This is a genomic window from Mycobacterium sp. 1245111.1 (genome assembly GCF_001673405.1).
GTDB lineage: Bacteria > Actinomycetota > Actinomycetes > Mycobacteriales > Mycobacteriaceae > Mycobacterium.
The window spans coordinates 23,885-49,992 of record NZ_LZLV01000017.1 but is presented as its reverse complement, the minus strand read 5'-3'; the positions used below and the strand labels follow the sequence as shown (position 1 = coordinate 49,992).

20 protein-coding genes are annotated in these 26,108 nt (G+C 64.8%); 13 read left to right on the top strand and 7 right to left on the bottom strand.

Annotation, left to right across the window (positions count from 1 at the left end; translation table 11 throughout):
• Positions 1 to 7: 7 nt before the first annotated feature.
• The 4 genes from A5658_RS03265 to A5658_RS03250 form a co-directional block, all read right to left on the bottom strand.
• Positions 8 to 1,453 carry a DUF4185 domain-containing protein gene (locus A5658_RS03265; RefSeq protein WP_067331082.1) on the bottom strand — a complete coding sequence of 482 codons (1,446 nt, stop codon included), beginning with the start codon at positions 1,451 to 1,453 and terminating at the stop codon, positions 8 to 10.
• Between the two features lie 203 nt (positions 1,454 to 1,656).
• The gene (locus tag A5658_RS03260) at positions 1,657 to 4,644 is read right to left on the bottom strand and encodes an RND family transporter (RefSeq protein WP_231997193.1); all 2,988 of its coding nucleotides are present in this window, start codon (positions 4,642 to 4,644) and stop codon (positions 1,657 to 1,659) included.
• A 2-nt stretch (positions 4,645 to 4,646) separates the two neighbouring features.
• Positions 4,647 to 7,589, bottom strand: a complete 2,943-nt coding sequence (locus tag A5658_RS03255) for an RND family transporter (RefSeq protein ID WP_082992919.1) — start codon at positions 7,587 to 7,589, stop codon at positions 4,647 to 4,649.
• Complete coding sequence (locus tag A5658_RS03250; protein WP_156751238.1) at positions 7,586 to 8,017, bottom strand: MmpS family protein; 432 nt, start codon at positions 8,015 to 8,017, stop codon at positions 7,586 to 7,588. The genes A5658_RS03255 and A5658_RS03250 overlap by 4 nt, the downstream gene beginning before the upstream one ends.
• Positions 8,018 to 8,429: 412 nt before the next feature.
• Here A5658_RS03250 and A5658_RS03245 point away from each other — a divergent pair, with 412 nt between their 5' ends.
• A complete protein-coding gene (locus A5658_RS03245; RefSeq protein ID WP_067331080.1) occupies positions 8,430 to 9,956 on the top strand; it encodes an MFS transporter in 1,527 nt (508 codons plus the stop codon).
• On the opposite strand, the gene A5658_RS03240 is transcribed toward A5658_RS03245, so the two are convergent.
• Positions 9,921 to 11,324, bottom strand: a complete 1,404-nt coding sequence (locus A5658_RS03240; protein ID WP_067331078.1) for a hypothetical protein — start codon at positions 11,322 to 11,324, stop codon at positions 9,921 to 9,923. The two genes, A5658_RS03245 and A5658_RS03240, sit on opposite strands and share 36 nt — an antisense overlap.
• A gap of 91 nt (positions 11,325 to 11,415) precedes the next feature.
• On the opposite strand from A5658_RS03240, the gene A5658_RS03235 reads away from it, so the two are divergent.
• The 7 genes from A5658_RS03235 to A5658_RS03205 all read left to right on the top strand — a co-directional run bounded on the left by A5658_RS03235 (position 11,416) and on the right by A5658_RS03205 (position 18,097).
• Positions 11,416 to 12,396 carry a sulfotransferase family protein gene (locus A5658_RS03235; protein WP_067331076.1) on the top strand — a complete coding sequence of 327 codons (981 nt, stop codon included), beginning with the start codon at positions 11,416 to 11,418 and terminating at the stop codon, positions 12,394 to 12,396.
• A 2-nt stretch (positions 12,397 to 12,398) separates the two neighbouring features.
• Positions 12,399 to 13,667 (top strand): glycosyltransferase, encoded by a 1,269-nt coding sequence (locus A5658_RS03230; RefSeq protein WP_067331074.1) that lies wholly within the window; start codon positions 12,399 to 12,401, stop codon positions 13,665 to 13,667.
• Positions 13,668 to 13,720: 53 nt separating this feature from the next.
• Complete coding sequence (locus tag A5658_RS03225; RefSeq protein ID WP_067331072.1) at positions 13,721 to 14,650, top strand: daunorubicin/doxorubicin resistance ABC transporter ATP-binding protein DrrA; 930 nt, start codon at positions 13,721 to 13,723, stop codon at positions 14,648 to 14,650.
• Entirely contained in the window at positions 14,647 to 15,417 is a 771-nt protein-coding gene (locus A5658_RS28630; protein ID WP_067331069.1) for an ABC transporter permease, read from the top strand. Before A5658_RS03225 ends, A5658_RS28630 begins: the two co-directional genes overlap by 4 nt.
• The gene (locus A5658_RS28625) at positions 15,414 to 16,205 is read left to right on the top strand and encodes an ABC transporter permease (RefSeq protein ID WP_067331067.1); all 792 of its coding nucleotides are present in this window, start codon (positions 15,414 to 15,416) and stop codon (positions 16,203 to 16,205) included. Before A5658_RS28630 ends, A5658_RS28625 begins: the two co-directional genes overlap by 4 nt.
• Positions 16,206 to 16,304: 99 nt before the next feature.
• A complete protein-coding gene (locus tag A5658_RS03210) occupies positions 16,305 to 17,111 on the top strand; it encodes a TylF/MycF/NovP-related O-methyltransferase (protein WP_067331184.1) in 807 nt (268 codons plus the stop codon).
• Positions 17,099 to 18,097, top strand: a complete 999-nt coding sequence (locus tag A5658_RS03205; protein WP_067331065.1) for a Gfo/Idh/MocA family protein — start codon at positions 17,099 to 17,101, stop codon at positions 18,095 to 18,097. Before A5658_RS03210 ends, A5658_RS03205 begins: the two co-directional genes overlap by 13 nt.
• Here the strand turns inward: A5658_RS03205 and A5658_RS03200 are convergent.
• Both A5658_RS03200 and A5658_RS03195 read right to left on the bottom strand, forming a co-directional pair.
• On the bottom strand, positions 18,090 to 18,863 hold the full coding sequence (locus tag A5658_RS03200) for an alpha/beta fold hydrolase (RefSeq protein WP_082992918.1): 774 nt from the start codon (positions 18,861 to 18,863) through the stop codon (positions 18,090 to 18,092). The genes A5658_RS03205 and A5658_RS03200 overlap by 8 nt on opposite strands.
• Positions 18,864 to 18,913: 50 nt before the next feature.
• Positions 18,914 to 20,554, bottom strand: coding sequence for a GMC oxidoreductase (locus A5658_RS03195; RefSeq protein ID WP_231997192.1), 1,641 nt, complete (start codon positions 20,552 to 20,554; stop codon positions 18,914 to 18,916).
• 108 nt (positions 20,555 to 20,662) lie between these two features.
• Between A5658_RS03195 and A5658_RS03190 the strand changes: the two genes are divergently transcribed.
• From A5658_RS03190 to A5658_RS03170, 5 genes are all read left to right on the top strand, one after another.
• Entirely contained in the window at positions 20,663 to 21,934 is a 1,272-nt protein-coding gene (locus A5658_RS03190) for a glycosyltransferase (protein ID WP_067331059.1), read from the top strand.
• A gap of 125 nt (positions 21,935 to 22,059) precedes the next feature.
• Entirely contained in the window at positions 22,060 to 23,442 is a 1,383-nt protein-coding gene (locus tag A5658_RS03185) for a nucleotide sugar dehydrogenase (RefSeq protein ID WP_082992917.1), read from the top strand.
• A gap of 12 nt (positions 23,443 to 23,454) precedes the next feature.
• Positions 23,455 to 24,423, top strand: a complete 969-nt coding sequence (locus A5658_RS03180) for an FkbM family methyltransferase (RefSeq protein WP_082992916.1) — start codon at positions 23,455 to 23,457, stop codon at positions 24,421 to 24,423.
• A gap of 41 nt (positions 24,424 to 24,464) precedes the next feature.
• Positions 24,465 to 25,076, top strand: a complete 612-nt coding sequence (locus tag A5658_RS03175) for a bifunctional 2-polyprenyl-6-hydroxyphenol methylase/3-demethylubiquinol 3-O-methyltransferase UbiG (protein WP_082992922.1) — start codon at positions 24,465 to 24,467, stop codon at positions 25,074 to 25,076.
• Between the two features lie 27 nt (positions 25,077 to 25,103).
• Entirely contained in the window at positions 25,104 to 26,096 is a 993-nt protein-coding gene (locus tag A5658_RS03170) for an NAD(P)-dependent oxidoreductase (protein WP_067331057.1), read from the top strand.
• The last annotated feature ends 12 nt before the right edge of the window (positions 26,097 to 26,108 follow it).

Below are 26,108 nucleotides of genomic sequence, written 5' to 3'. Positions count from 1 at the left end.
CCCGGCGCTAGGGCAGTACGGTGTGCATCAACATCACGTCGTACGCCGACCACAGCGACAGATTGAAGTACAGGTCCTTGCCGCTCGACCACGGGTGGATCATCGGCGCATAGATGCCACCGGGCATCTGGAACGACGAGACGAGTGGCTGCTCGGGGCTCCACGGCCCTTCCGGCGACGGCGCGGTGCGCGCGATGACGTCGTTGCTGCCGCCGTTGGTGTAGAGCACCAGATACTGCTTGAGGTAGTCGTTGTACTGCGCCGACATCTCGCCGACCGGACCCGGGAAGATCGGCGTCGCCGCGGACGGATCGACCGGCACCCATCCTCGCCCTTCACCGTTCCAGTACTGGTACTTGCCGAGGTCCGGCAACGCATTCGGCGGGACGCGGGACAGGAACGCCGCGCCGCTACGTCCGGCCGGGGTTCCGAATTTGTAGAGGTAGCCGTCTTTTCCGCGCATGAACGCGCCCATCTGGAAGTTCTCGTTGCCGGGAAAAAACCGTGCGCCGGGCACGGTGTCCGCGGCGGCCAGCCGGATGCTGCCCGGGTAGACGCCCCACGACTGGCCGTTGTCCAACGAGCGGGCGATACCCGAATAGTTCGTCGACCATTCGCCGTCGCGGCCCCAGCTCTTGATCGACATGAAGTCCATGTACTGCGTGCGCCCGAGCGAGATCGCGGAGGTCGGAATCATGCCGGTCTCGTGGCTGGCCTTGTGGATGCTGTTGAGCACCTGCTTGGACAGGCCGGGCGCCCACACCGGCGAGCCGGAGTACGGGTTGTTGGGCACCCCGTCCGCGACGTGGATGCCGTGCGAGAGGTCGCGGTCCTGGCTGCGGAACAGCACGTTGTATCGCCACTGCTGGCCGTGCACGGCGCAGTACCCAAAGGTGTCGCCGAACGCCATCAGCACCTGGCGGTTGGCCGGATCGCCGTTATCCCAAGGGATCCCGAGGTCGGTGCCGGAAATGCCGAAGCGCGCGAGGGTTCGGTTGGGGCTGTTGGGCCCGGTGACGTAGTCGACCAGAGAGGTCGGCGCGCCCGCGATCGCGGCGGGCGGTGGTGACGGCGGTACCGGAACCGCTTCTGGCACAGCCTGATTGGCGTTGGGTGATTGCGGGACGGCGGCTCCGGGAACCGGTGGGACGGGCGTCACCGCCGCTTGGAGCTGGGCCGGCCGTTGCGGAATAGCCTTGAGCAGACCTGAAATCAGCGGACCCAGCTTGGGCAGCGGCGCGTTGTCGTTGGCACCCCGAGGCCGGCGACCGGTCGGTGGAGCGGCCGGGCCCGGCGACGGAATCGTGGGCATGCCCGCGGGCGGGGCGACGTTCGCCTCCGGCGCGCTGCACGGAACCGCAAAGGCCGGCGGCGCGTAGCCGACCGGCACGATCAGCGCGATCACGGTTACCAGAGCCACGGGTACCGAAGCAGTTCGACGAATCGCCGACATGTCCCACCTCTCCAGGGGCGGGCCGTCGCCGTTGACACACGTTGACGCCCGCAGTTACTCATGTGACGATAGGGGCGAATGTGGCGGTGGAAACCTATCCGTTGTCAATAGGTATGCATCCGAGACCGTGTCGCAACCTCACCGCGGCGCGACGAAAAAGGGCAGCGGCGCTAGCGTGTCGACCTGCCACGGTTCTCACGGCTTCACGGCTCCCGCCGCGCACCGACAAACCGATCGGGCACCCGGACTTGTCGGCGATGACGGTTCCCGACCACTTGGAGCGGCTTCGTATCGGTGTCGTCGTCGACGCGTGTCCGCTGCGCTTCGCTGTCCGGCTGGGGCGCCAATAGTAGGGACCGAACCGTCGAACGGGATGCGCGAAACTCGAGTAACCGACTGGCCGGGCGCGGGCGCACGACCTGCGGCCACCAGAACCAGCGGCCCAGCAACGCGGCGATGGACGGCGTCATGAACGAACGCACGATCAACGTGTCGAACAACAGACCGAGCCCGATGGTGCTTCCGATCTGGCCGATGACCCGTAGCTCACTGACGGCCATCGACGCCATCGTGAACGCGAACACTAGGCCGGCGGTGGTGACGACTTTTCCGGTCCCCCCCATCGCGCGGATGATGCCCGTGTTGATGCCGGCGCCAAGTTCCTCCTTGAACCGGGACACCAACAGCAGGTTGTAATCGGACCCCACTGCCAAAAGGATGATCACCGACATCGGAAGCACCATCCAGTACAGCTGGATGCCCAAAATGTACTGCCAGATCAACACCGACAATCCAAAAGACGCGCCCAACGAAAGAGCAACCGTGCCAACGATAACGAGCGCGGCCGCCACGCTTCGGGTGATGATCAGCATGATGGCGAAAATCAGACAGAGCGCACCGATGCCCGCGATCAACAGATCGATTTTGGAACCGTCCCGCCAGTCTTTGTAGGTCGACGCCGCGCCCGCGATGAAGATTTTGTCGTTCGCCAGGGGCGTGCCCTTGAGCGCCTCCTCGGCCGCGGTGTGTATGCGGTCGATGCGTGAAATTGCCGCAGGTGTGGCGGGATCGCCACGCTGCGCAATGATGAACCGCGCCGCCTTTCCGTCCGGAGAAAGGAAGGTCTTCATCGCGCGCTGAAAGTCGGGATTTTTGAACACCTCTGGCGGCAAATAGAAGGAATCGTCGTTCTTCGCGGCGTCATACGCCTGCCCCATGGCCGTCGCGTTCTGGCCCGCGTCGTCCACCTCTTTAAAGGTCCCGGCCATGGTGCTGTGCATTCTCAGGATCATGGTCCGGGTGGACTTCATGATCGCGATCATTTTCGGGAACTGAGCTATCAACTCAGGCATCAGCTTGTCCATATGATCCAGGTCTTTGATCAGATCCTGCATCTTGTCGCTCATCTCGTCGACACCGTCGAGTACGTCGAAGATCGATCGGATCGACCAGCAGATCGGGATGTCGAAGCAATGCTTTTCCCAGTAGAAGTAGCTGCGAATCGGCCGCCAGAAGTCCTCGAAATCCGCTGTGTTGCTGAGTAATTGCGCGATGACGATGCTGAGCTCTTTCGACACGGTGATCGTGTGATGAGTCGTTTCGGTGAGCTCCTGCGCCAAGCCGTACATTCGTTCCATCAGGACCGTCGTTCTCGCCAAATCGTCGGCCTGTTTGAGGAAGTCGTTCACGCGCGCCTTCATGTACGTCATGCTCTGCAGCTGACCGGCGTTCTGCATGCTGATCAGAAACGGTATCGACGTGTGTTCGATCGGGGTGCCCTCGGGCCGGGTTATCCCCTGCACGCGCGAAATACCGGGAACCTTGAAGATTCCCTTGGCCAACTTGTTGAGCACCAGGAAATCCGTTGGATTGCGCATGTCGTGATCGGACTCGATCATCAAGATCTCCGGCATCATCCGCGCCTGGGAGAAGTGGCGGTCGGCGGCCGCAAACCCCAGGTTGGATGGAATGTCGTTGGGGATGTAGAGACGGGCGTTATAGCTCGTCTTGTAGCCCGGCAGCGTAAGAAGGCCGAGTACCGCAATGGCGCAGGAACACACCAGGATTGGCACGGGCCACCGCGCGATCACCGTGCCTACCCGGCGCCATCCGAAGACCCCGATCTTACGGCTGGGATCGAAGAGCCCAAAGCGCCCGCCAACCGCGATGACGGCCGGCACCAGCGTGAGGGCCACCGCGACCGCGACGAGCAGGCCCACCGCACACGGGATGCCCATGGTCTGGAAGTACGGCATCCGGGTCGTGCTCAAGCACAGGATCGCGCCCGCGATCGTCAACCCGGAGGCCAACACCACGGGAGCGACTCCTTTATATGTGGTGTAGTAGGCCGATTCTGGATCGGCGCCGGCTTGACGTGCTTCCTGATAGCGGCCGAGGAAGAAAATCCCGTAATCGGTTCCGGCGGCCATCGCGAGCGACATCAGCAGGTTGGTGGCGAATGTGGATAGCACGATCAAGTTGTTGTGACCGAGAAAAGCGACCACTCCCCGCGCCATCTCGACTTCGATCCCGACCGTCAGCAACAGCAGAATGACGGTGGCGATCGACCGGTAGACAACGAGCAGAATCACGAAGATCACCACGCCGGTTACGGCGGTGATCTTCAAAATGGAATCGTTGCCACTGCGCTGCATGTCCGAGACCAGCGGGGCCGCGCCGGTGAGGTAGACATTGATTCCCGGCGGCGGCGGCGTGCGGTGCACGATATCCCGCACGGCCACCACGGACTCGTCGCCCAGGGTCGTACCTTGGTTGCCGGCCAGGTTCACTTGCACATACACGGACTTCTGATCGGGGCTTTCCGCGCCCGACGCCGTCAGCCGATCTCCCCAATAGTCCTGCACATGCTGGACATGTTTCGGATCGTCTCGTAACTCACGGACCAGGCCGGAGTAGTACGTTCGAGCGTCTTCCCCGAGCGGCTGCTGGGATTCCAGCACGATCATCGCGGAGCTGTCCGAATCGGATTCTTTGAAGTCGGTGCCCATGCGCATCATGGCTTGAACCGACGGGGCGTCCTTGGGACTCAGCGAGACCGCGTGGTCGCGCCCGACCGTCTCCAGCAGTGGAACACCCAGCGTCACAAGCACAGTCAGCGCCACCCACGCCACGATGACCGGCACCGAGAGCCTGCGGATCGCACGCGCTGTCCGCGGCGGCTGCGACATCATGCCTACGACGATCTGCCGGTCACGCTCGCCCCCGACGCGGTTCCGTTGCGCACCGGATGGCCGTTGCCTACCGGCTCCCTGAGCAAGAGGGCACGCACCACCGGTCGCGGGCCGACCGACCGAAGCAGGCTGCTGGCGGGCCGGGGACGCACCCGTTGCGGCCACCAGAACCAGCGTCCCAACAGCGCGGCGATCGACGGCGTCATGAACGCGCGGACGACCAGGGTGTCGAACATCAGACCGAGACCGATCGTGGTACCCAGCTGGGCGACGGTGACCAGATCACTGACCGCCATGGACGCCATCGTGAAGGCGAATACCAGGCCGGCGTTCGTCACCACCTTGCCGGTGCCGGCCATCGCCCGAATGATTCCCGTATTGATGCCGGCGTGGAGTTCTTCTTTCATCCGGGATACCAGCAGCAAGTTGTAGTCGGATCCCACCGCCAATAACACGATCACCGACATTGCGAGTACCGCGAAGTGGAGCGGTATTCCGAGGAAATACTGCCAGACCAGCACTGCCAGGCCGAAGGACGAGCCCAGCGAGAGGGCGACAGTGCCGACGATGACCATGGCAGCGATCGAGCTTCGGGTCATGATCAGCATGACGGTGAAAATGAGACAGAGTGCGGCGACACCCGCGATCAGCAGATCCCATTTGGACCCGTCGACCATGTCTTTCAGCATCGCCGAGGTGCCGGTGAGATAAATTTTTGCGTCTTCTAATGGAGTGCCTTTCAGCGCCTCCTCGGCTGCGGTTTTTATCGGCTCGACCCGCGCAATTCCTTCGGGTGTCGAGGGATCGCCTCGTTGCGTAATGAGCATCCGGACGGCTTTCCCGTCGGGGGACAGGAAGATTTTGAGGAGCCGCTTGAAGTCCGGATTCTTGAAGACCTCTGGGGGAATGTAAAAGGAGTCATCGTTTTTGGCGGCGTCGAACGCCTTTCCCATGGCCGTCGGGTCGTTGCTCGACTCGTCCATCTGCCCGAAGATCCCGGACATGCTGCTGTGCATCGTCAGCAACATGGTCCGCATGCCTTGCATGATCTGGATCATCTCGGGGAACTGGCTGAGCAGCTGGGGCATGAGGACATCGATCTTGTCGAGGTCCTTGACCAACTCACCCAGTTTGTCGCTGACGTCGTCGACCCCATCGATTGAGTCGAAGATCGATCGCAGTGAATAGCAGATAGGAATGCTGGCGCAGTGCTTCTCCCAGTAGAAGTAACTGCGAATGGGCCGCCAGAAATCTTCGAAATCTGCGATGTGATCGCGCAATTCGTAGGTGATCGCCGCCATGTCGTGCGTTTCGCCGGCCATGTGATGAGTCGTGCTTGCCAGGTCTTGCATCAGCGTATACATGCGCTGCATGATCGCGATCGTCTCGCCGAGCTCGTCGGCCTGCTTGAGCATGTCGCTCATGCGGTCTTTCTGAAATGCCATATTTTGCAGCATGGCGGCCTGCTGCATGCTGAGCATGAATGGGATGCTCGCATGCTGCAGCGGGGCGCCGGTGGGTCGTGTTATCGATTGAACGGTGGAAACGCCCTGCACGGCGAAGATGGCCTTCGCGAGTTTCTCCAGCACCAGAAAATCTGCCGGATTGCGCAGGTCGTGGTTCGCCTCGATCACGAGGATCTCCGGCGGTGTCATCCGTGACGCGGGAAAGTGTCGTTCCGCCGCTGCATATCCCACATTGGCGGGGATGTTTTGCGGGATGTATTTCTGGTCGCTGTAGCCGGGTTTGTACCCCGGAAGCGTCAAGAGCCCGATCAGGGCGACTGCCAATGTCGCGACCAGGATGGGCGCGGGCCAGCGGACGATCGCGGTGCCTACCCGCCGCCATCCGCGGTACGTGATCGCGCGCTTCCGGTCGAACAGCCCGACGCGGCCACCAAGTGCGATAACGGCCGGAGTCAAGGTCAGCGCTACCGCGACCGCCACGAGGACTCCCACCGCGCACGGCACGCCCAGCGGCTGGAAGTAGGGAAGCCGGGTAAAGCGAAGGCAGAAAAGCGCCCCGGCGATCGTCACACCCGACGCCAAGACAACGGGCGCCACGCTGCGGTAGGTGGTGTAGTAGGCGGTTTCCCGGTCCTCGCCGGCCTGGCGGGCCTCCTGATACCGGCCCGTGAAAAAGATCGCGTAGTCCGTTCCGGCCGCGATCACGATCGACACCAGGAGATTGACGACGTACGTGGAAAGGCCGATGAGCTGGTGATGGCCCAGGAAAGCGACGATCCCTCGCGCGACTTGCAGTTCTATCCAGACCATCGCGAGCAAAAGAAGGACGGTGACGATCGAGCGGTAGACAAGCAGTAAGAGAACGAAAATCACCCCGAGGCTGACCGCCGTCACCAGCAGGACGGTCTTTTCTCCGCTGCGACCCATATCCGAAGCGATCGCTGCCGCGCCCGTGACATAGGCGGTCACCCCGGCGGGCGCCGGCGTCCTCGCCACAATGTCGCGGATGGCCTCAGCCGATTCGTTCGCCTGGGCCGCGCCGAGGCGGCCGGCGAGATCTAGTTGAACGTAGGCGGCCTTACCGTCGGCGCTTTGCGCGGCGCCTGCCGTCAGTGGATCCCCCCAGAAATTCTGAATGTGCTGCACGTGCTTGTGGTCGTTCTCGAACTGGCGGATCAGACTGTTGTAGTAGCGGTGCGCTGCGTCGCCGAGGGGTTGCTGACCCTCCAAGACGATCATCACCGACGTGTCGGAATTGGCTTCCTGGAAGTCCTTGACCATGTGGTCTGCGGCCTCGAACGACGGTGCCTCACTGGGACTCAACGAAACTGAGCGTTCCCGCTCGACCTGCTCGAGCGACGGGACGCCGACGGTGATCATCACGGTGATCGCCAACCAGGCCAAGACCACCGGCACCGACAATCGCCGGATCGTTTGCGCCACCAGGGGGCGAGCGTTATGCAGCTGGTGGTTGCTCATGAGGACTTCAACGCACAGAAGGTGAATGCGCTGGTCTCGTGCGTGATCTTCTCGGCTTTGACCACCCCGTCGACCACGATGCGGCATCCGATCGTATCGCTATCCCCCTGCGCCACAACGCTTCCCACTGCTGTTGCGTCGGTCATCGCAAACGTCAAGGACCAGGGCAGGTGTGCCGCCTCGATTCGTTTCGGATCGGCGTTGGCATCGAAATAGCTGATCCTCGCGACGGTTCCCGGCGGTCCGAAAATTTCGTAGGTCAGGTGTTTGGGGTCGAACGGCGCGGGGTCGATGATTTGGCTGTCGGCGTACACGGGACGGTTCTCTGCACCGAAAATGCCGTGCAGTCGCGACACGGTCAATCCGCCGGCACCGATCACCACGGCAATGAGCAGCGGTATCCACACCCTGCCCAGAATTTTCGACATCGTGAATCGCTGTGTTCGTCGACGCGGTCGGGCAGGTCGAGGCGCGACGGAGGGTTCGCGCGCGAGAGGTTGAAGGGTGATTCCGCGGACGGGAGGTTGGTCGAAGACGTCGAAGGCGGAAAGGCCCACTGCGGCGAATTCGGACCGGGCCTCCGCAACGCGATCGTCGCGCACACCGGGTTCGGCCACCGCACCCAACCTTCCACCGCCGGGCGAAGACAAAGTCGTCGTCAACGGGTTGATCTCATCGGTTCTGCAGACCGCTTAGTTCGACATGAGTTGAACAGTTCCAAACCATACTCAAGGCCGCTGCGGTCGATCCGGAGTTTCGGAAAAATGAGCAGTGATGTCGGCCGAATCGTCCGGACTTCTGACGACACTACTAGGCACACGTGCTATAAGGTGATCCGCTATGGCGACTCCGACGCACGTCGAATCGACCACGCCGGACGACAGCACAAGCCACGTTCCGACTCGCCAGTTCATCACCGTCCTCAGCGCGATCGGCGGGATGCAGCTGATGGCAGCGATGGACGGCCCGGTCGCAGTCTTCGCGCTTCCGAGGATCCAGAACGAGCTGGGCCTGTCGGATGCCGGCCGCAGCTGGGTGATCACGGCGTACGGGCTGACCTTCGGTGGCCTGATCCTGGTGGGCGGCCGCCTCGGCGACAGCATCGGACGCAAACGCACGCTGCTGATCGGGGTGGCGATGTTCACCCTGGCCTCGATGATCTGCGGCATCGCCTGGGACGGCGCGGCCCTCGTCGCGGCGCGGCTGCTGCACGGCGCCGCCGCCGCGATCGTGGTGCCGACCTGCATGGCGCTGGTCGCGACCACGTTCCCCAAGGGCCCGGCGCGCAATACGGCGGCGGCGGTGTTCGGTGCGATGGGCGCGGTCGGCGCGGTGCTGGGCCTGGTCGTCGGCGGGGCGCTCACCGGGGTGTCGTGGCGGCTGGCGTTCCTGGTGAACGTCCCGATCGGCGTGGTGGTGTTTTACCTGGCGCGCACGATGCTGTCTGAAACCCAACGGCAGCGGACCCGGCTCGACGCCGCCGGCGCAGTGCTGGCCACATTGGCGTGCACCGCCACTGTCTTCGCCATGTCGATCGGACCGGAGAAGGGCTGGCGGTCGGGCGCGGAAATCGGCACATCGCTGGTGGCCGCAACCGCGTTCATGGCGTTTGTGCTGGTTGAGCGGACTGCCGAGAACCCGATCGTCCCCTTCAACCTGTTCCTCGACCGCGACCGGGTCGCCACATTCGCGGCCATGTTCCTGGTCCGCGGAATCGGCTTCGCGATGACAGTGCTGCTCGCCATGTATGTGCAGGCCATCATGGGTTACAGCCCGCTGCGCGCCGCCGTCGGCTTCATTCCGTTCGCTTTCGCGATGGCCCTCGGGACGGCCGCGTCGTCACGGCTGGTGACATGGTTCTCGCCGCGAGTCACGGTGATCGTCGGCGGAGCCGTGGTGCTGGCAGCGACGCTGTACTGCTCGACGCTCAACGCAGGCATCCCTTACTTCCCTAACCTCGTGATGCCCATCGTCGTCGGCGCCGTCGGCCTCGGCATGATCGGTGTTCCGCTTGCGCTTTCGCTGATGGCCAGCGTCGACGTCGATCGCATCGGGCCCGCGACGGCTATCTCGGTGATGCTGCAGAACCTCGGCGGGCCGCTGGTGTTGGTGGCGATCCAAGTCGTGATCACGTCGCGGACACTCCGGCTGGGCGGCACCACCGGGCCGGTGAAAACCATGACCGCCGCCCAGCTGCACGCACTCGACCACGCTTACACCGACGGCCTGCTCTGCCTGGCCGGTGTGGTGGGCCTGCTCTGCGGCGCGGCATTATTCATCGGATACAGCGCACGGCAGGTCGCGCACGCCAAAACCGCCGCCGACGATTCGTCAGTCGACCTGGCCGGTCAGGTCGAACTCATCTAGCACCCGCGCCGCCAACTCACGCAACGCGGGCTTGCTGTTCTCGGCGCCCAGTTGGTAGCCGAGGACGTGGACGACGACCCGGCCGGGAATGCGAAACGACAACAACTGCAGTTGTCCGCCGATGCGCTCAAGCCACCGGCGCGTCACGTGTTGCCGTGTCCCGCGCGCGAAGGCGTATTCGGCGTCGCTGCCGTCGAGACGGTTCACCACCATGCCGACGTCGCCGAGGTTGGAGCACACCACCGGGCGATCGGGGTCGGCGAACGATCGATCGACCGCCCATTTCCACGTTCGCTTCGGCATGAACGGGGTCAGCGATTCGAGGTGCGATGACACGTGTGGCGTTTCCCGCCACGTCGTCAGCGCCTCCTTGACCGCAGCGCGGGTATCCCTCAGATCCGTTGTCACCCAGGTCGGATCGACCTGAATGCGGGCCAGCGACACTGCGACAGCACGCGTGTCGCCCTCCGTGCGATCGCTCATGACGAGCTGCACAGTGACATTGCCGTCGTGGTCATGTTCGTGGCCCATCAGCTCGCCGAATTTCGCGGCCATCCCGGCCACCAGCGTGTTGCCCGATCCGCCGAGCGACTCCGCCCGGGCATCGAACGCATCGATGTCGACGTAGATCGAGACACCTGGCACGACGACGGGCTCATCGCCGTCACTGTGACGGATGGCCACGGGTCGCGGTGTCGGCGCTGGTGCACCCACCGGCGGACGTAAGCGGACCTGTTTGGGCGCCGCGGCAAGTGCCCGGGCGACCCCGGGTACGTCCCGCGCTGTTCGGCGGGCATCCTCGACCATCGCGCGGAGTCGAGTCCGTGACTGTGGTGGCCGGTAGCCGAGATCGCGGGTGTTTCCTGAAAGCGCATCGACCAGCGCGACCACCAGCCCGATGCCGTCGAGTAGATAGTGGGAGGCCACCAGGCTGACGGCGGTCGAGCCGTCGGTAAGCGGAAGCACGCCGAGGTGCCAGCCGGGTCCCCATTCCGGGTCGGTGGGCAACTGCGAACGTTCATCGGCCCAGTCGCTCAGTTCGGCGCGTGGACGTGCGCGCTCCTCGATATCGATATCCGACGGCCCGTGATCCACGACCCAGCGATACCGGGCGAACGGCAACGGTGACCGCTCGATGCGCCGTCCCAGCAATCCGCGACCCAGGTTGTGGTGGAAACGTCTCAGGCCATCCCAGTTGATGGGGTGCTCATACAGCCACACCACCTGCATGACATCTTTCTGGCCGGCGGCTTGATGCCCCGCAAAGAAGGCTTGATCGACGAGCGCGAGCCGATCATCTTGTTGGACAGCACCTTTGGGCCCAGGAGTGTTGGTGGATTCCCGCGCGCGGCGCATCCGGACTGGCACTGATCACACCTCCGATGACCTAGGTCCGACAGCGCACGGACCGCCGTTTGTGACGCCAGGCCAATTCATCACATGTAGAGTAGCCGACGCCATGACCCCCGACCCACGCATTCCCGCAAAGCCCGTCGCGCTGTTCGTGCTGGGCTTCGGCCGGTCCGGAACGTCGGCGCTCGCCCGGGTGCTTTCGCTGTGCGGAGCCGCCCTTCCTACCGGGCTGTTGGGGGCCACCTCCGAGAATCCGCGCGGCTGTTGGGAACCGCGGGCGGCCATCCATCTCAACGAAAAGATCCTGCGGCGCCACGGCAGCTCCGGATACGACCTGACGCTGCGCATGCAGCAGGAAGGTGTGTTCGACGCCGACGGGAACGCCGCCGACGTCGCGGTGGTCCGGGCGTTTCTGACCACGTTGCCGGACGCGCCGGTCGTGGTGATCAAGGAACCAAAGATCACGACGGTGTCCGGTATCTGGTTCAAGGCGGCACGTCTGGCCGGATTCGACGTCAAGACCGTGATCGCCGTCCGCCACCCGCTCGAGGTGATCGGCTCGCTGGAAAGGCGTGCCGCCCAACAGAATTACGTGCAAGCCTCCCCCGAGCTCACCAGCGCGTGGTGGCTGAAATACACCCTGCTCGCCGAGCGAGACACCCGCGATATGCCCCGGGTCTTCGTCGAATACACCAACCTTCTGGAGGACTGGCGCCGGGAAGTGAAACGGATTTCCGCGGCCCTCGACATCGATCTCAGCGCCCAGGATGAGGCAGCGACCGACGAGTTCCTCACAGCGGATCTTCGGCATCACCGACACCGCGGCCAGGTGCCGGAGCCCTTCGGCACGGACTGGATGTCAGTGGTTTACGAAGCGCTGGGCGCGGCCGCGCGGGACGAGGCGTGGGACCCGGCTGAACTGGACCGCGTTTTCGCGGCGTACGCGGCCAACGAACACGGTTTCCGGACCGCACTCGCGGATTCCCGCCGCTACCTGCGGCTCAACCGGTTCATGCCGCCGTGGTTGGTGAAGCTGGCCCTCGAGATGCTCGCGCTGGCTCACCGGCGCAGCGGGACTTGGGCATAGCGATGCGAATTGTGCTCGCGTTCTACGGAACTCGCGGTGACGTCGAACCCGGCGTTGCCCTCGGCCGCGAGCTGCAGAGCCGCGGACACGACGTGCGGATGGCCGTCCCGCCCGACCTAGTCGGCTTTACCGAGGCGGCCGGGGTTCCAGCGGTCGCCTACGGCCCAGACGTTGCGGCGTGGCTGGAATCGACACGCAACTTCTGGGCGTACTTCTTCCGCAATTTCTGGCGGGTCCGGGATGTGCTCGCGATGTTCCGTGAATCGCGAAAGCCGGGCACCCAGGCCTGGGCGGAGATGAGCGCGATGCTGACCTCGCTGGCGGACGGGGCCGACCTGCTCATCACCGGCATGAGCTACCAGGAACTCGTCGCCAACGTCGCCGAGTATCGCGACATTCCATTGACCACAGTGTTGTGGTTTCCCATTCGGGTCAACGGCCACGTCGTTCCGACGCTGCCGGCGCCGCTGAACCGCTCGGCGCTGACGGTGTACGAATGGCTGGTGTCCCGCGGGGTGCGCAAGGTCGAGGCCGCCCAGCGCCGCGAGCTGGGACTGCCGAAGGCGGTCGGGCCCGCGCCGCGCCGGATCGCGGAACGCGGATCGCTGGAAATCCAGGCCTATGACGAGGTGTGTTTTCCCGGACTGGCTGCGGAATGGGCACAGTGGGATGGCAGCAGGCCATTCGTCGGCACGCTGACGCTGGAGTCGCCGACCGACGCCGACGACGAGGTCGCGAGGTGGATCGCGGCGGGAACGCCGCCGATCTGCTTCGGGTTCGGCAGCATTCCCGTCGAATCACCGGCCGACATGATCGCGATGATCAGCGCGGCCTGCGCGCAGCTGGGCGAGCGGGCGCTGGTGTGTGCGGCCTCCAGCGACTTCGGCGACGTCTCCCCGCCCGATCACGTCAAGGTGGTCGGCACGATGAACTATGCGACGGTCTTTCCGGCCTGCCGCGCAGTCGTCCACCACGGCGGCGCGGGCACCACGGCCGCCGGCCTGCGCGCCGGGGTTCCCACGTTGATCCTCTGGATGGCCGACGTTCAGGTGGTGTGGGGCGCCGCGGTCAAACGGCTGAAAGTCGGCACGGCTCGGCGCTTTTCGTCGGTCACCGAGAAGTCGCTTGTCGCGGACCTGCGCACGATCCTCGCCCCGCACTACGTCGCGCGGGCCCGCGAGGTCGCCGCCCGGATGGCGAAACCCGCGCAAAGCGTGGCGGCCGCCGCCGATCGGGTCGAGGATTACGCCCGCTTACAGCAGGTCGGCTGAGCGAAATCCGGTTCTTGTTCAACACCCGTCTAACTGACCGTAGTATCTGATCCGTGATCGAGCTCAACGGCGTAGCCAAGACGTTCGACGGAACCATTCACGCCTTGCAGGACGTCACCTTTTCGGTTCCGTCCGGGTCGGTCTGCGCGGTTCTCGGCCATAACGGCGCCGGTAAGACGACCACGATCAAGATCCTGTCCACGCTGCTACGACCCACCTCCGGGCAGGCGATTGTGGCTGGCTACGACGTCGTCCGCCAGCCCGCCCGGGTACGCGCGAACATCGGGACCACCGGCCAGCTCGCGGCCCTCGACTGGCAGCTGACCGGACGCGAGAATCTGGTGCTGTTCGGCCGGCTGCGGGGCATGCGCCGCAAACATGCGCAGCTGCGAGCGGACACCCTGATCGATCAGTTCGACATGTCACACGCCGCCGATCGGCGGGTGGGCACCTATTCGGTGGGTATGCAGCGGCGCATCGATATCGCCGCCGCACTCGTGATCCCGCCGAAAGTGCTGTTCCTCGACGAACCGACGACCGGGTTGGACCCGCGCAGCCGCCGCGACGTGTGGGACCTGGTGTCGTCGCTGTCAGCCCAGGGCGTCACGGTCCTGCTCACGACGCAGTATCTCGAAGAGGCCGACGTGCTCAGCGATTCGATCGTCGTGATCGACGGAGGCCGCGTCATCGCCAGCGGGACGGCCGAGGACCTCAAAAGCCGGGTCAGGTTCGGCTATTGCACGGTGAGCCCGGCCAACCCGTCGGATCTGTGCAGGATCTTCGACGTGATTGCCGACCTCGATGGCGCCCAGGCCGATAGCGAGGCGAACACGGTGTCGGTGCTGGCACCCGACGGCGTTGTGACGTTTGGCGAGGTTTTCCGCCGGGTCGACCAGCTCGGCGTCGAGTTGCTCGACATATCGCTGCGGAAGCCAACGCTGGACGAGGCCTTCCTGCATCTCACCAAAAGTGTCACGGCGTGACCGCAGTAGCCGCGCTGACCGAGCGCATGGTGCTCGGCGCGCTGCGGGATGATCTACCGTTCGCGGTCCTGGCCCCCGCGGGTAATTTCGTCGTCTTCAACTTCGGGCTGCGCAATGTCATCGACACCGGCCAGATGAGCTACCCGCAATACCTCCTGCCGGTGATCATCGTCCAGGTGATGCTGCTCGGCGCGCTGACGACCGTCGACCGGGCGGCCCGAGATCAGGGCTCCGACTTCGGGATTCGGCTCCGGACACTGCCGATATCGACCGCGGTGCCGCTGACGGCCCGGATGTTGTACTGCCTGTTTCGCGGCGCGCTCGCCCTGCTTGCCGCGATCGCCGTCGGGTACGTGTTCGGCTTCCGCATGCTCGGCGGCGTCGTCTACGCGGGGGGCTTCGCCGTTCTCGTCCTGACGTTGACGGTCGCGGTCTCGCTCGGCGCGGATGCCGCGGGAACCAAGATCGCGGCGTCGGGAATCGCCGGGGCCGAGATGGGCAGCAGCGGAGGGGCCAGCCAATTGCTCCTGGTTCCTCAGCTGTTGCTGGTCATGTTGTCGACCGGGATGGCACCGGCCGACGCGTTCCCCGACTGGCTGCATCCGTTCGTGCAATACCAACCTGTTTCGCAGGTGACGGAGACCCTGCGCGGACTCGCCGCCGGCCACGTCACGATCGGCACTCTGGCCGCCAGCGTGACGTGGTGCCTTGGGCTACTCGCGGTGTTCGGCGCCCTCGCGGTGCGGATGCAGAGGCGTACCCAATGACGCAGATCGCACCGCCGAGAAGCTCATTGGCTTCTGAAAGTCTGCTGTTCGCAGGCCGGCTACTCACGCAGTGGCGGCGCGCACCGACTGTGCCGATCCAGGCATTGTTGTTCCCGACTTTTCTGCTCATCACGTACAAGCTGCTGGTCGGCAAGTCGATCGTGAGAATCACCGGCACGGACAGCCTCTACGGGTTGGTGCCGATGTGCGCGGTGGCCGGCGCGATGTTCGGGGCGCTCGGCGCCGGTCTCACGATCATCGGCGAACGCGACAGCGGTCTGCTCAGCCGATTGTGGACGTTGCCGGTGCACCGGGCCAGCGCGCTGCTCGGCCGGCTGATCGCCGAAGCCGCGCGTACGGCCGTCGGCGCCGCGCTCATCACCGCGGTGGGCGTTGCGCTCGGACTTCGCTTCGACGGCGGCTGTCTCGCGATGATCGCGTTCTTGCTGATTCCGGCGCTGGTGGCGGTCGTGTTCTCTACGGCGGTCATAGCGATCGCGGTGCGCGCGAACAGCAGCGCCATGCTCTTCTGGCTGGCGATGCCGTCGATCGCGCTGGTGTTCTCCAGCTCCGGCATTCCTCCGGTCGCAATGTTGCCGGCGTGGATGCAGCCACTGATTCCGCTGCAACCGATGGCGCCGGTGATCGAATCCATGCGGGCGCTTGCCGAAGGCGATTCCGCGCTGCGGCCACTGCTACTGAGCGTCGTGTGGGCCGTCGGCTTGGCCGCGGTGGTCGGGCCATTGGCCGTCCGTGGCTATCGCGCCGCGGCCGAAGCCGGGCGCTGACCGGCAAGTCAATCTTGGAATACTTTTATACACACGTTGAATGACGGCTTAGACTCAGCGCCGGAAACGCTGGCATCCCAGACAGGGGCAGGCATGACACTGACCGCTTACGACGTCCGATCGCTGTACCTGGACCTGATCCGGCGCAACCTCACTCGGTTCGGGATGCACGAGCGCATGCCCGCGGAGTGGTCGTGGCGCCGACGACTTCTCTTCAAGACCGTCAACCGGATCAATTCCAGGCGCGCGGGTGACGGGCCGTTCGACGAGCGCAAGCGTGAGTTGGGACTGGACTGGCCCGCCGAAGCCGAAACGATGATCGGCATGCAGCGGCTGACCAGCCTGCAGCAGTGCGTCGAGACGGTGCTGGCCGACGACGTTCCCGGCGATTTGGTCGAATGCGGCGTCTGGCGAGGCGGGGCGTGCATCCTGATGCGCGCGGTTCTCGCAGCCTACGGGGACGAGACGCGAAGCGTGTGGCTGGCCGATTCATTCCAGGGTGTGCCACGATCGGACCCGGCAAACTACAAGGCGGACAAAGGAATTCGGGCTGACTTCGCCGCAGGCATCCTGGGCGTCTCAGAGGCGGAGGTACGGGCCAATTTCGAGCGCTACGGGCTGTTGGACGACCAGGTCCGGTTCCTGCCCGGCTGGTTCAAAGACACGCTCCACGATGCGCCGATCGAGCGCATCTCGGTGTTGAGGCTCGACGGCGACCTCTACGAGTCGACGATTCAAGCGCTCGACGCGCTGTACCCACGGCTCTCCCCCGGCGGCTTCTGCATTGTCGACGACTACCAGGCGGTCAAGGCCTGCGAACAAGCTGTCACCGACTACCGCGCGGCGCACGGCGTGTCCGCTGAGATCGTCGACATCGATGGAACCGGAGTGCTGTGGCGCAAGTAGCCGAGGCGCTGCGGATCGGAATCCTGGGCGCTTCGAGCTTCGCACCGACGACGCTGATCAACCCAGCTCGGGGAAACGACGAAGTCGTGGTGGCCGCGGTGGGAGCACGCGACATGCCCAGTGCCGAGGCCTTCGCCGCCAAACACGGCATCGCCCGGGCGCACGGAAGCTACGAGGCGCTGATCGACGATCCTGACCTGGACGCGATCTACGTCCTGGCGCCCACCAGCATGCACGGCAGATGGACCCGGGCCGCACTTGCCGGAGGCAAGCACGTATTGTGTGAAAAGCCGTTCACCGCAAACGCCGCCGAGGCCCGCGAGATCGCCGAATTGGCCGCAGCGTCAGGCCGCGTCGTGATGGAAGCAATCCAATACCGTTATCACCCTTTGACTTTGCGCGTCGAGCAGATCCTCGCCTCAGGCGAACTCGGCACGTTGGAGCATGTCGACGTCGCATTGTGTGTCTTGATCCCGAAGTTCAGCGGCAACTGCTACAACTACACCTTTGCCGGTGGCGCGATGATGGATGCCGGCAGCTACGTGGTCAACATGATGCGCACGTTCGGCGGGTCGACGCCGAAAGTCGTTTCCGCACAGGCAAAGTTACGTGATCCGCGAGTGGACCGGGCCATGAAGGCCGAGTTGCGTTTCGCGGGCGGGCATACGGGCCGGATCCGGTGCGCGCTGTGGTCGTCGGATCTGTTTCGGGCAAAGGCCAAGGTGGTGGGCGACCGTGGTGAGCTGCGGGTGCTCAGTCCCGCTGCACCACACCTGTTTCCACGGCTATCGGTCCGCTCGGCCGGCCAACGGCGCGTCGAGCGCTTCCCGCGGCGCATCAGCTACGAATATCAACTCGACGCGTTCGCTGCGGCGGTGCTGCGCGGGGAGCCGGTACGGACCACACCGCAAGACGCGGTCGAGAACATGACGGTCATCGACGAGATCTATCGCGCTGCCGGGCTCCCGGTGCGCGAACCTAGCTGATCTCGGGAGGCAGGCTCGTACCGGAGAGCCATCCATCGACGGTGCGGGAGAACAGATCCGGATAGCGCAGCGGCCAGTCGTGGCCCATCCCGCGTGCCATCCTGTCGACTCCGTTGGGCATTGACTGTGCCAGCGCTGCCGCCGAGCGGTGCGCCAGTCGCGTCTCCTTGCCGCCGGTGAGGAACAACGTGGGGGTATCCACGTCGTCCAGCCCGTCGGGCCGGGTGAACCGCGCGGAGGCCGCGACGATGTGAGCGAATTGTGCTCTCGTAATGAGGTTTACGTCGTTGCGGTAGTCGTCGAGTCTGGTCACTGGAATCCCGCCGCGACGTGCATTCCAGCCGCGGCGGACGACCGCCCTGAACCAATTGGTCCGTGCGAGCGGGACCGCCAGGTGCTGCATCAGCCCGACGCCCAACTTGGTGTTGACGACGGCCCCGCACACCACCGCCCGGTCGATGAGTTTGGCATCGCTGGTCAGCAGCTGCACAGCCAGCTGCGCGCCCAGCGAGTACCCCACCAGGTACGCCCGACCGGCACCCACCCGGGAGCGGATGAGTCCGGCCACCGCGTCGGCGGCCCGGCCCATCTCGAATGGTCCCTGCTGGAAGCTGTTTCCGAACTGCGGCAGATCGGGGACCAGGCAGCGGTATTGCGGCATTCGCTCGACGACGGGCTGCCAGCACCAGCCGCTCATCCTCCCGCCGTGAAGGAAGACGACGGCGGGCGCCCCGACTGGACCAGACTCCCGGACGAACAGGTCCATGCTGGCGATCCTATCCGGATCCGCTCGCCCACTTGGTATTTCGAATCGGTTCAAGAGGCGAAATGCGCCTGATCGACGTGCGCGGCCACCCGCAGGGCGTTGGCGGCGATCGTCAAACTTGGGTTCAAGCCGGCGCTGGACGGGAAGAATGAGCTGTCCACGACGTAGAGGTTGTGCACTTCGTGCGCCCGGTTGTGTGGGTCAAGCACGCTGGTTTCTGGGTCGGTGCCGAAGCGGCACGTGCCGCACACGTGGCCAAGATTGGAGTTGCCCGTGCTGCTGCCCAAACCGATCGTGCGGAAGGGCGCCAACACCGCCTTCAACTGCCGCAAAAACACTGCGCGGCGGTCGATTTCGCTGCGGTGCAAGCGATAGTTAATTCGCAGCCGCTGACGGCCATCCCCGTTGCGCCGATCGCTCGGCAGCACGCGATTGTCCGGATACGGCAGGTCCTCCATGATCGCGGCCAGCACCAACCCACCGGTGAAATACCGCTCGTAGATCCGTCGCACCGCCGGGCTCATCAGCCGCAGCGCCTTTCCCCGCGCGCCGGGCCGGTTGCTCAACCACTCCATGGGCGGGATCGCGCCGAATGACTGCACGGTGCCATACTTCTGTCCCTCCCAAAAGTAGAAATCGTTGAGCCCGATCTCCTTGTTCGCGGCCATGGTTCGGTAGCCGGGTCGGGGCCAGACCTCGATTGGCTCGAGCAGATGGCGCATGAAGTTGCGCCCCACGAGATCTGAGCCATTCGCCAATCCACCCGGCCAGTCACCCGACCGGGAATTGAGCAGCAGCACCGGGGTGGCCAGCGCGCCCGCGGCCAGCACAACGACCTTGGCCTCCAGGCTGACCGTGCTGCCGCGATGCTCACAGATCACGTGCCGGACGTGGGTGCGGTCCGCGTCCAGCCGCACGACCCGACAGTCGGTCAGCAGGCTGGCGTCGTGCTCGACGATGGCCGGCAGCAGGCCATTGCGGGCGGCGTCGTTTTTACATGTCTGATCGCACAGATAGGTCTGACAGGTGCGGCAATCAGCGGTGTAGTCACAGGCCATCGGAAGGTGGTAGGGATGCAATCCGCGACCCGCCAGATAGTCCACCAGCGGCTGGTTGTCCACCGAAAAAGGCGGCGGCGCAGGCAGATCGGCCTCGACCGCCTCGGGTCGGAGCGGATCGGGCTCGCCGCGAACTCCTAGTAGCTTTTCGGCTTCGGCGTACCAGGGCCGCATCTGGTCGTAGGTGACGGGCCAGGCCTCCGGCACGGTGGATTCACCGGGGTCGCGGAAATTCTGTCGGGGAGTGAAATCGGCCGCGAAGAATCGCTCGCACACCATGCCGTAGAGCGCCGACGACCCGCCCGTCCCGCCTCCGATGAACGGCACGAACCGCTTCGGGAAGCGGCCGCTGATGTCTTCGACCTCGTCGGTCGAGCGCCCGGCCCGGGCCAACGCGTCGTAGTAGGTGCCCTCCGAACGGCAAGCACGTGGCTCGACCATTTCCGGCATCGCCGAGCGGATCGTTCCCGGCGTTCCGGGCAGCGTCGAGCGACCTTTCTCGACGAACAGCACCCGGCGACCCGACCTGGCCAGCCGGTAGCCCAGCATCCCGCCGCCCATGCCAGTACCGACCACGATCACGTCCCACATCACGTGTTCCGCCTCGTGCGCAGTCAGTTCGCTGCCAGCCAAGAGCGAGCTCCTCAATTCCGGACGCCCAGCCTATAGTCCACGAACCGGGCACAAAGTCCGACCGTGCAGATATTATGCGTGCGTCTAATTGAGAGCCAGGGGTCGGCGATGAAATTTGTGCTGGCGAGCTACGGCGGTCGCGGCGATATCGAGCCCGCCGTGGTGGTGGGCCGTGAACTACTGCAGCGCGGCCACGACGTGTGCATGGCCGTGCCTCCCAACCTGGTCGGCTTCACCGAGGCCGCCGGCCTTGCCGCGGTCCCCTACGGGCTGGATTCACAGGCCATTCTCGACACCCAGCGAAAATATTGGACGTGCTACTTCCGCACTCCCTGGAAGCTCAAGGAACTGAACAGGTTGGGGCGGGAGACGGCAGAGTTCGCCATGCGGTGCTGGGCGGAGATGACGACGACGCTGGTACCCCTGGCGCGCGGGGCCGACTTACTCATGACCGGCCTGATTTTCGAACAACCGGCCGCCAATGTCGCCGAGTACCACGACATTCCGTTGTCGACCCTGCATTTCTTCCCGGTTAGGGCCCACGGCCAGCTGCTGCGATTCCTGCCGTCGCCGCTGGCCCGCACGGCGATGACGATGAACGACTGGCTGGTTTGGCGCGGGACCAGAAAGGGCGAGGACGAGCAGCGCCGCGGACTTGGCCTACCGAACGCGAAATCCTCGGCGCCGCACCGCATCACAGAGCGCGGATCGCTGGAGATCCAGGCCTACGACGAGGTGTACTTTCCCGGGCTGGCTTCCGAATGGGCGAAGCGGGCGGGACTCAACAGGCCATTCGTCGGCGCGTTGGCGATGCAGTTGGCGACGGATGCCGATGCGGAGGTCGCGTCGTGGATCGCCGCGGGCACACCGCCGATCTGCTTCGGCTTCGGCAGCATCCCACTCGGGTCGCCGGCCGCCACGATCGCGATGATCGCCGCGGCCTGCGCGGAGTTGGGCGAGCGGGCGCTGGTGTGCTCCGGGTCGACCGACTTCAGCGGCGTCCCGCGCTTCGAGCACGTCAAGGTTGTCGGGGTGGTGAATTACGCGACGATCTTCCCGACCTGCCGCGCGGTCGTCCATCACGGCGGCGCCGGCACTCTGGCGGCATGCCTGCGCGCCGGGGTCCCCCAGCTGATCCTCTGGACGTTGCCCGATCAGCCCTTCTTTGCGGCTCAGCTCAAACGGCTGAAGGTGGGCGCTGGGCGGCGCTTTTCGACCACCACCGAGAAGACCCTGGTGAAGGACCTACGCCGGGTTCTCGCCCCGCGATACGTCGCGTCCGCCCGCGAGATGACAGCCCACATCACCGAAGCGGCCAAGAGCGCCATGGCGGCCGCCGACCTGGTCGAAGATTTCGCGCGAGTCCAGTGCATCGGCTGAAAGATCCGGTTTTCAAGCCTTATTAGTCAGGTGTTGGATAGACTGCCCACGGGCCGGCCGGGGATGCCAGGCCTCGCATTCGTTCGACAAGACGCGCACGGGGGACTGGAGGATGAGGTTCCGCGATGCTTACAGGCGCGTTCGGACGCACCGACGCTGAGATCGACCTGCTGGTCCGCGGCATGCGGTCCGGGATCGCGGTCGTTGGATTCGGATACATCGGCACCGTGATCGGCGCGGTGCTGTCCGACCGCGGCTGGCCGGTGACCGGAATCGACGTGCGCCAGACCGTCGTCGACGAGATCAACCTGGGCAAGACCACCGTCCCGGAACCCGGGCTCAACGAGCTGGTGGCGAACAACGTACGAGTCGGGAGGCTGCGCGCCACAACCGATTTCGGGGCCGTAGCCGACAACGACTTCGTCATCGTGACCGTCGGCACCCCGCTTGGTCCTGACTTCGAGCCGATCGTCGACGACATCAAGGCCGCGGCGCGGGCCGTCGGAGAGCACCTGCATCCGGGCCACCTCGTCATCCTCAAGAGCACGGTCCCACCCGACACGACCGAGACGCTGTTCAGGCCCATCGTCGAAGAGGCCTCCGGCCTGACGGCCGGGGTCGACTTCGGGTTGGCGTTCTGCCCCGAGCGGATCGCGGAGGGGCAGGCGATCAAGGAGCTGATGTCGATACCGATCGTCGTCGGTGGCGTCGACGAGCGCAGTGCTCGCGCCTGCTCCACCTTGTGGCGCCACGCCCTGGGCGTGGAGGCGATCGTCGTCGACGATCCGCGGACCGCCGAGATGGTCAAGCTCGCCGACAACGTCTGGATCGACCTCAATGTCGCGCTGGCCAACGAGCTGGCCAAGGTGTGCGACGGGCTCGGGATGGACGCGTTACAGGTCATCGAGGCGGCCAACACGATGCCGAAGGGGGACCACCCCGTGAACATCCTGATGCCGAGCATGGGCGTCGGCGGTTACTGCCTGACGAAGGATCCGTGGTTCGTCAACCATTTGGGCGAATCCCTCGGGTTGGAGCTGGCAATTCCGCGGACCTCCAGGAATGTCAACGACACGATGCCCGCCTACACCTACGGGCTGCTCACGCAGCTGCTCGCCGAGCAGGGCAAGGCAGTTGAGACCAGCCGGATTGCGGTGCTGGGCATCGCGTTCAAGAACAACACCGGCGATTGCCGCCTCACACCGACCAAGTACGTCGTCACGCTGTTGGAAGAATCCGGCTGCGAACTCTCGATCCATGATCCGTGGGTGGGGGCCGAGGATGCGCTCAGCGTGACGGATATCCCGCTGACCGCGGATATCGAGACCGCGGTCGAGGGCGCCGACGCCTTGGTCGTGCTCGCCGGTCACCGACAGTTCCATCAGATACCACTGGCCCGGCTCGCCGACCTGGTTCCGCCTGGGTGCGTGTTCCTCGACGGTAGGAACAGCTTCGATCCGGCGGCGGTGCGCGCCGCGGGCTTCGTCTACAAGGGCATTGGCCGTTAAGCGGGCCGACGCGTGACGATCGAGGCACGGATCCTGGCGTTGTGGCGGTGGTACATAAGGCTTCTGCGTACCGACAAGCAACGCGTCGGCGCCGTCGAGCGCTGGGTGCGCGCGCTGCTGATGGCGCCGTCCGTCGCGGTGTTCGTTCTGCTGCGCATCCGCACCGCATTGCGGGGACCGCTGACCGTCGATGGCACCACCGAGGACGGCATCCGGCTTCGGTGCCGGCTCCCCGATGCGATCCCGACGTGTCTGTACCTGTTCGGCACGTGGGAGCCCGATCTCGCCGCGTTTCTGCGCCGGCGTCTGCGACCGGGCGACACCTTCGTCGACGTCGGCGCCAACATCGGCTGCCTGAGCGCGCTGGCCAGCACACTGGTCGGACCGCGCGGCACGGTCGTCGCGATCGAACCGTCCCCATCGGTAATCGCCGAGTTGCACGAGACTCTGGACAGAAACGGCCTCACCAACGTTCGGCTGGTGACGGCCGCGGTGTCCGATCGCGACCAGGAACTGCGGTTGTTCTCCGGCCCGATGCGCAACACCGGCATGACGACGACGGTCGCCCGCACCGGCCTCCGGGAAGACGGCCGCGTTCGCGCCGCGACACTTGGCGCGCTCGTCACACCCGAAGAGCTTCGAACCGCGCAGGTGATCAAGATCGATGTGGAGGGCGCCGAGGATCGCGTGCTGGCCGGCATGGTGGCGTCCCTGGACGCACTCGCTCCCGACGCGGAACTGGTGGTCGAACTGTCACCACGATGGTGGAGCGATTCGGAGCTGCTGCCCATCGACGTACTGCGTCCGTTTCTCGAGCGCGGCTTCCATATCTACCTGCTGCCGAACGACTATGCGGTCGCGCGGTACCTGTGGCCCAGGGACGTGGGCGCGCCGCAGCGGCTACGCGACTTGGTGGTACTCAGTCAGCGCGTGGAACGCCTCGACGTGGTGCTGTCACGCATCGATGCCGATGCGTTATGACCCGGATTTCCAACGGATCTGGCTACGAGGGAGTGCAGTGCATGAGCGACTTGGCCGAAGAAACCGACCACGCCAGCGACACAGGGCTGCCGGGCTTGTTTTCGCCGCGCGCGTCGCACCATTGGGTCCGCATCGTGATGGATCGCGAGACCCGGAAACTGGTGCGCGGCATCAAGCCACGTGAGCTCGACGTGTTGGAGATCTCCGGCGACTCCTGGGGCCGCACCGAGCAATTCAAGTCGTATCGCTCGGTCCGCTACCCCGAATTCGACATCTGCGCATCCGCTTTGGACGAGCAGTTCGATCTGATCATCGCCGAGCAGGTGTTCGAGCACCTGCTGTGGCCCTACCGTGCCGGAAAGCACGTGTACGAAATGCTCCGCCCCGGTGGCTACTTTCTGGTGACCGTGCCCTTCCTGATCCGCATCCACAACATTCCGGACGACTGTTCGCGCTGGACAGAGACGGGCATCCGATACTTGTTGGCCGAGTGCGGCTTCGATCTGGACCAGATTCAGACCGGCTCCTGGGGCAATCGCGCCTGCGCCCGTGCCAACTTCATCCGATTAGGGGCGTGGTACCGGCGCTGGTGGCATTCCCTGCACAACGAACCCAACTATCCCGTCGTGGTATGGGCGCTCGCACAGAAGTGAGCGGTCGATAGGTGAAAGTGAGCAGATATGTCTAACGTCGTCGTAACGGGCGGCTACGGCTTCATCGGGTCGCACTTGGTTTCCGCACTGCTGCGGCGTGGAGATTCCGTCACCGTGTTCGACGCCGCCAAGAACACGCGCGACACCAGCATCGACTTCGACGCGCATCCCAATTTTCGTTTCGTGGCAGGCGATGTCACCGATTTGGGCGCGCTCGAGCGGGCCCTGACCGCCGACGTCGACACGGTCTTTCACCTGGCCGCGGTCGTCGGTGTCAAGAACTACCTCGACGATCCGCTCCGGGTACTCGACGTCAATGTGATCGGCACCCGCAACGTGCTCGAGCTGAGCCGTCGCCACGGCACACAGGTGGTGTTCGCCAGCACCTCGGAGGTATTCGGGAAGAACCCGAATCCGCCGTTCGCCGAGGACGACGACAGGGTCCTCGGCTCGACACGGACCGACCGGTGGAGCTACAGCACCAGCAAGGCCATGGCCGAGCATCTGGTCTTCGCGATGCACACCGCCTACGGCTTGCCGGTGACCGTGGTGCGCTATTTCAACGTGTACGGTCCGCGACAGAGCCCGATATTCGTTGTCTCGCAGACCATTCACCGAATCCTCAATGGCCGGGCGCCGTTGCTGTACGACTCCGGTGACCAGACCCGGTGCTTCACCTACGTCGACGACGCCATTGCCGGCACCCTGCTGGCCGCCGACAGCGAAACGGCGATCGGTGAAGCGTTCAACATCGGGAGCATGACCGAGACCACCGTGCGTGACGTCGTGGAACTCGCGATCAAGATCGCTGACGTCGATGCGATATCTGCGCCCGAAATCGTGGACACCACAATGCAATACGGTGATCGTTACGAGGACATCCCGCGTCGTATTCCCGATTCGACCAAGGCTCAGCGGGAGCTGGGATGGCGCCTGAAAGTGGACGTCGAGGAGGGAGTCGGCCGCACTATCGAGTGGGCGCGAGCCAACCCGTGGTACCTCAAAGGGCCCAAGGAGTAACGAATTAGGCGA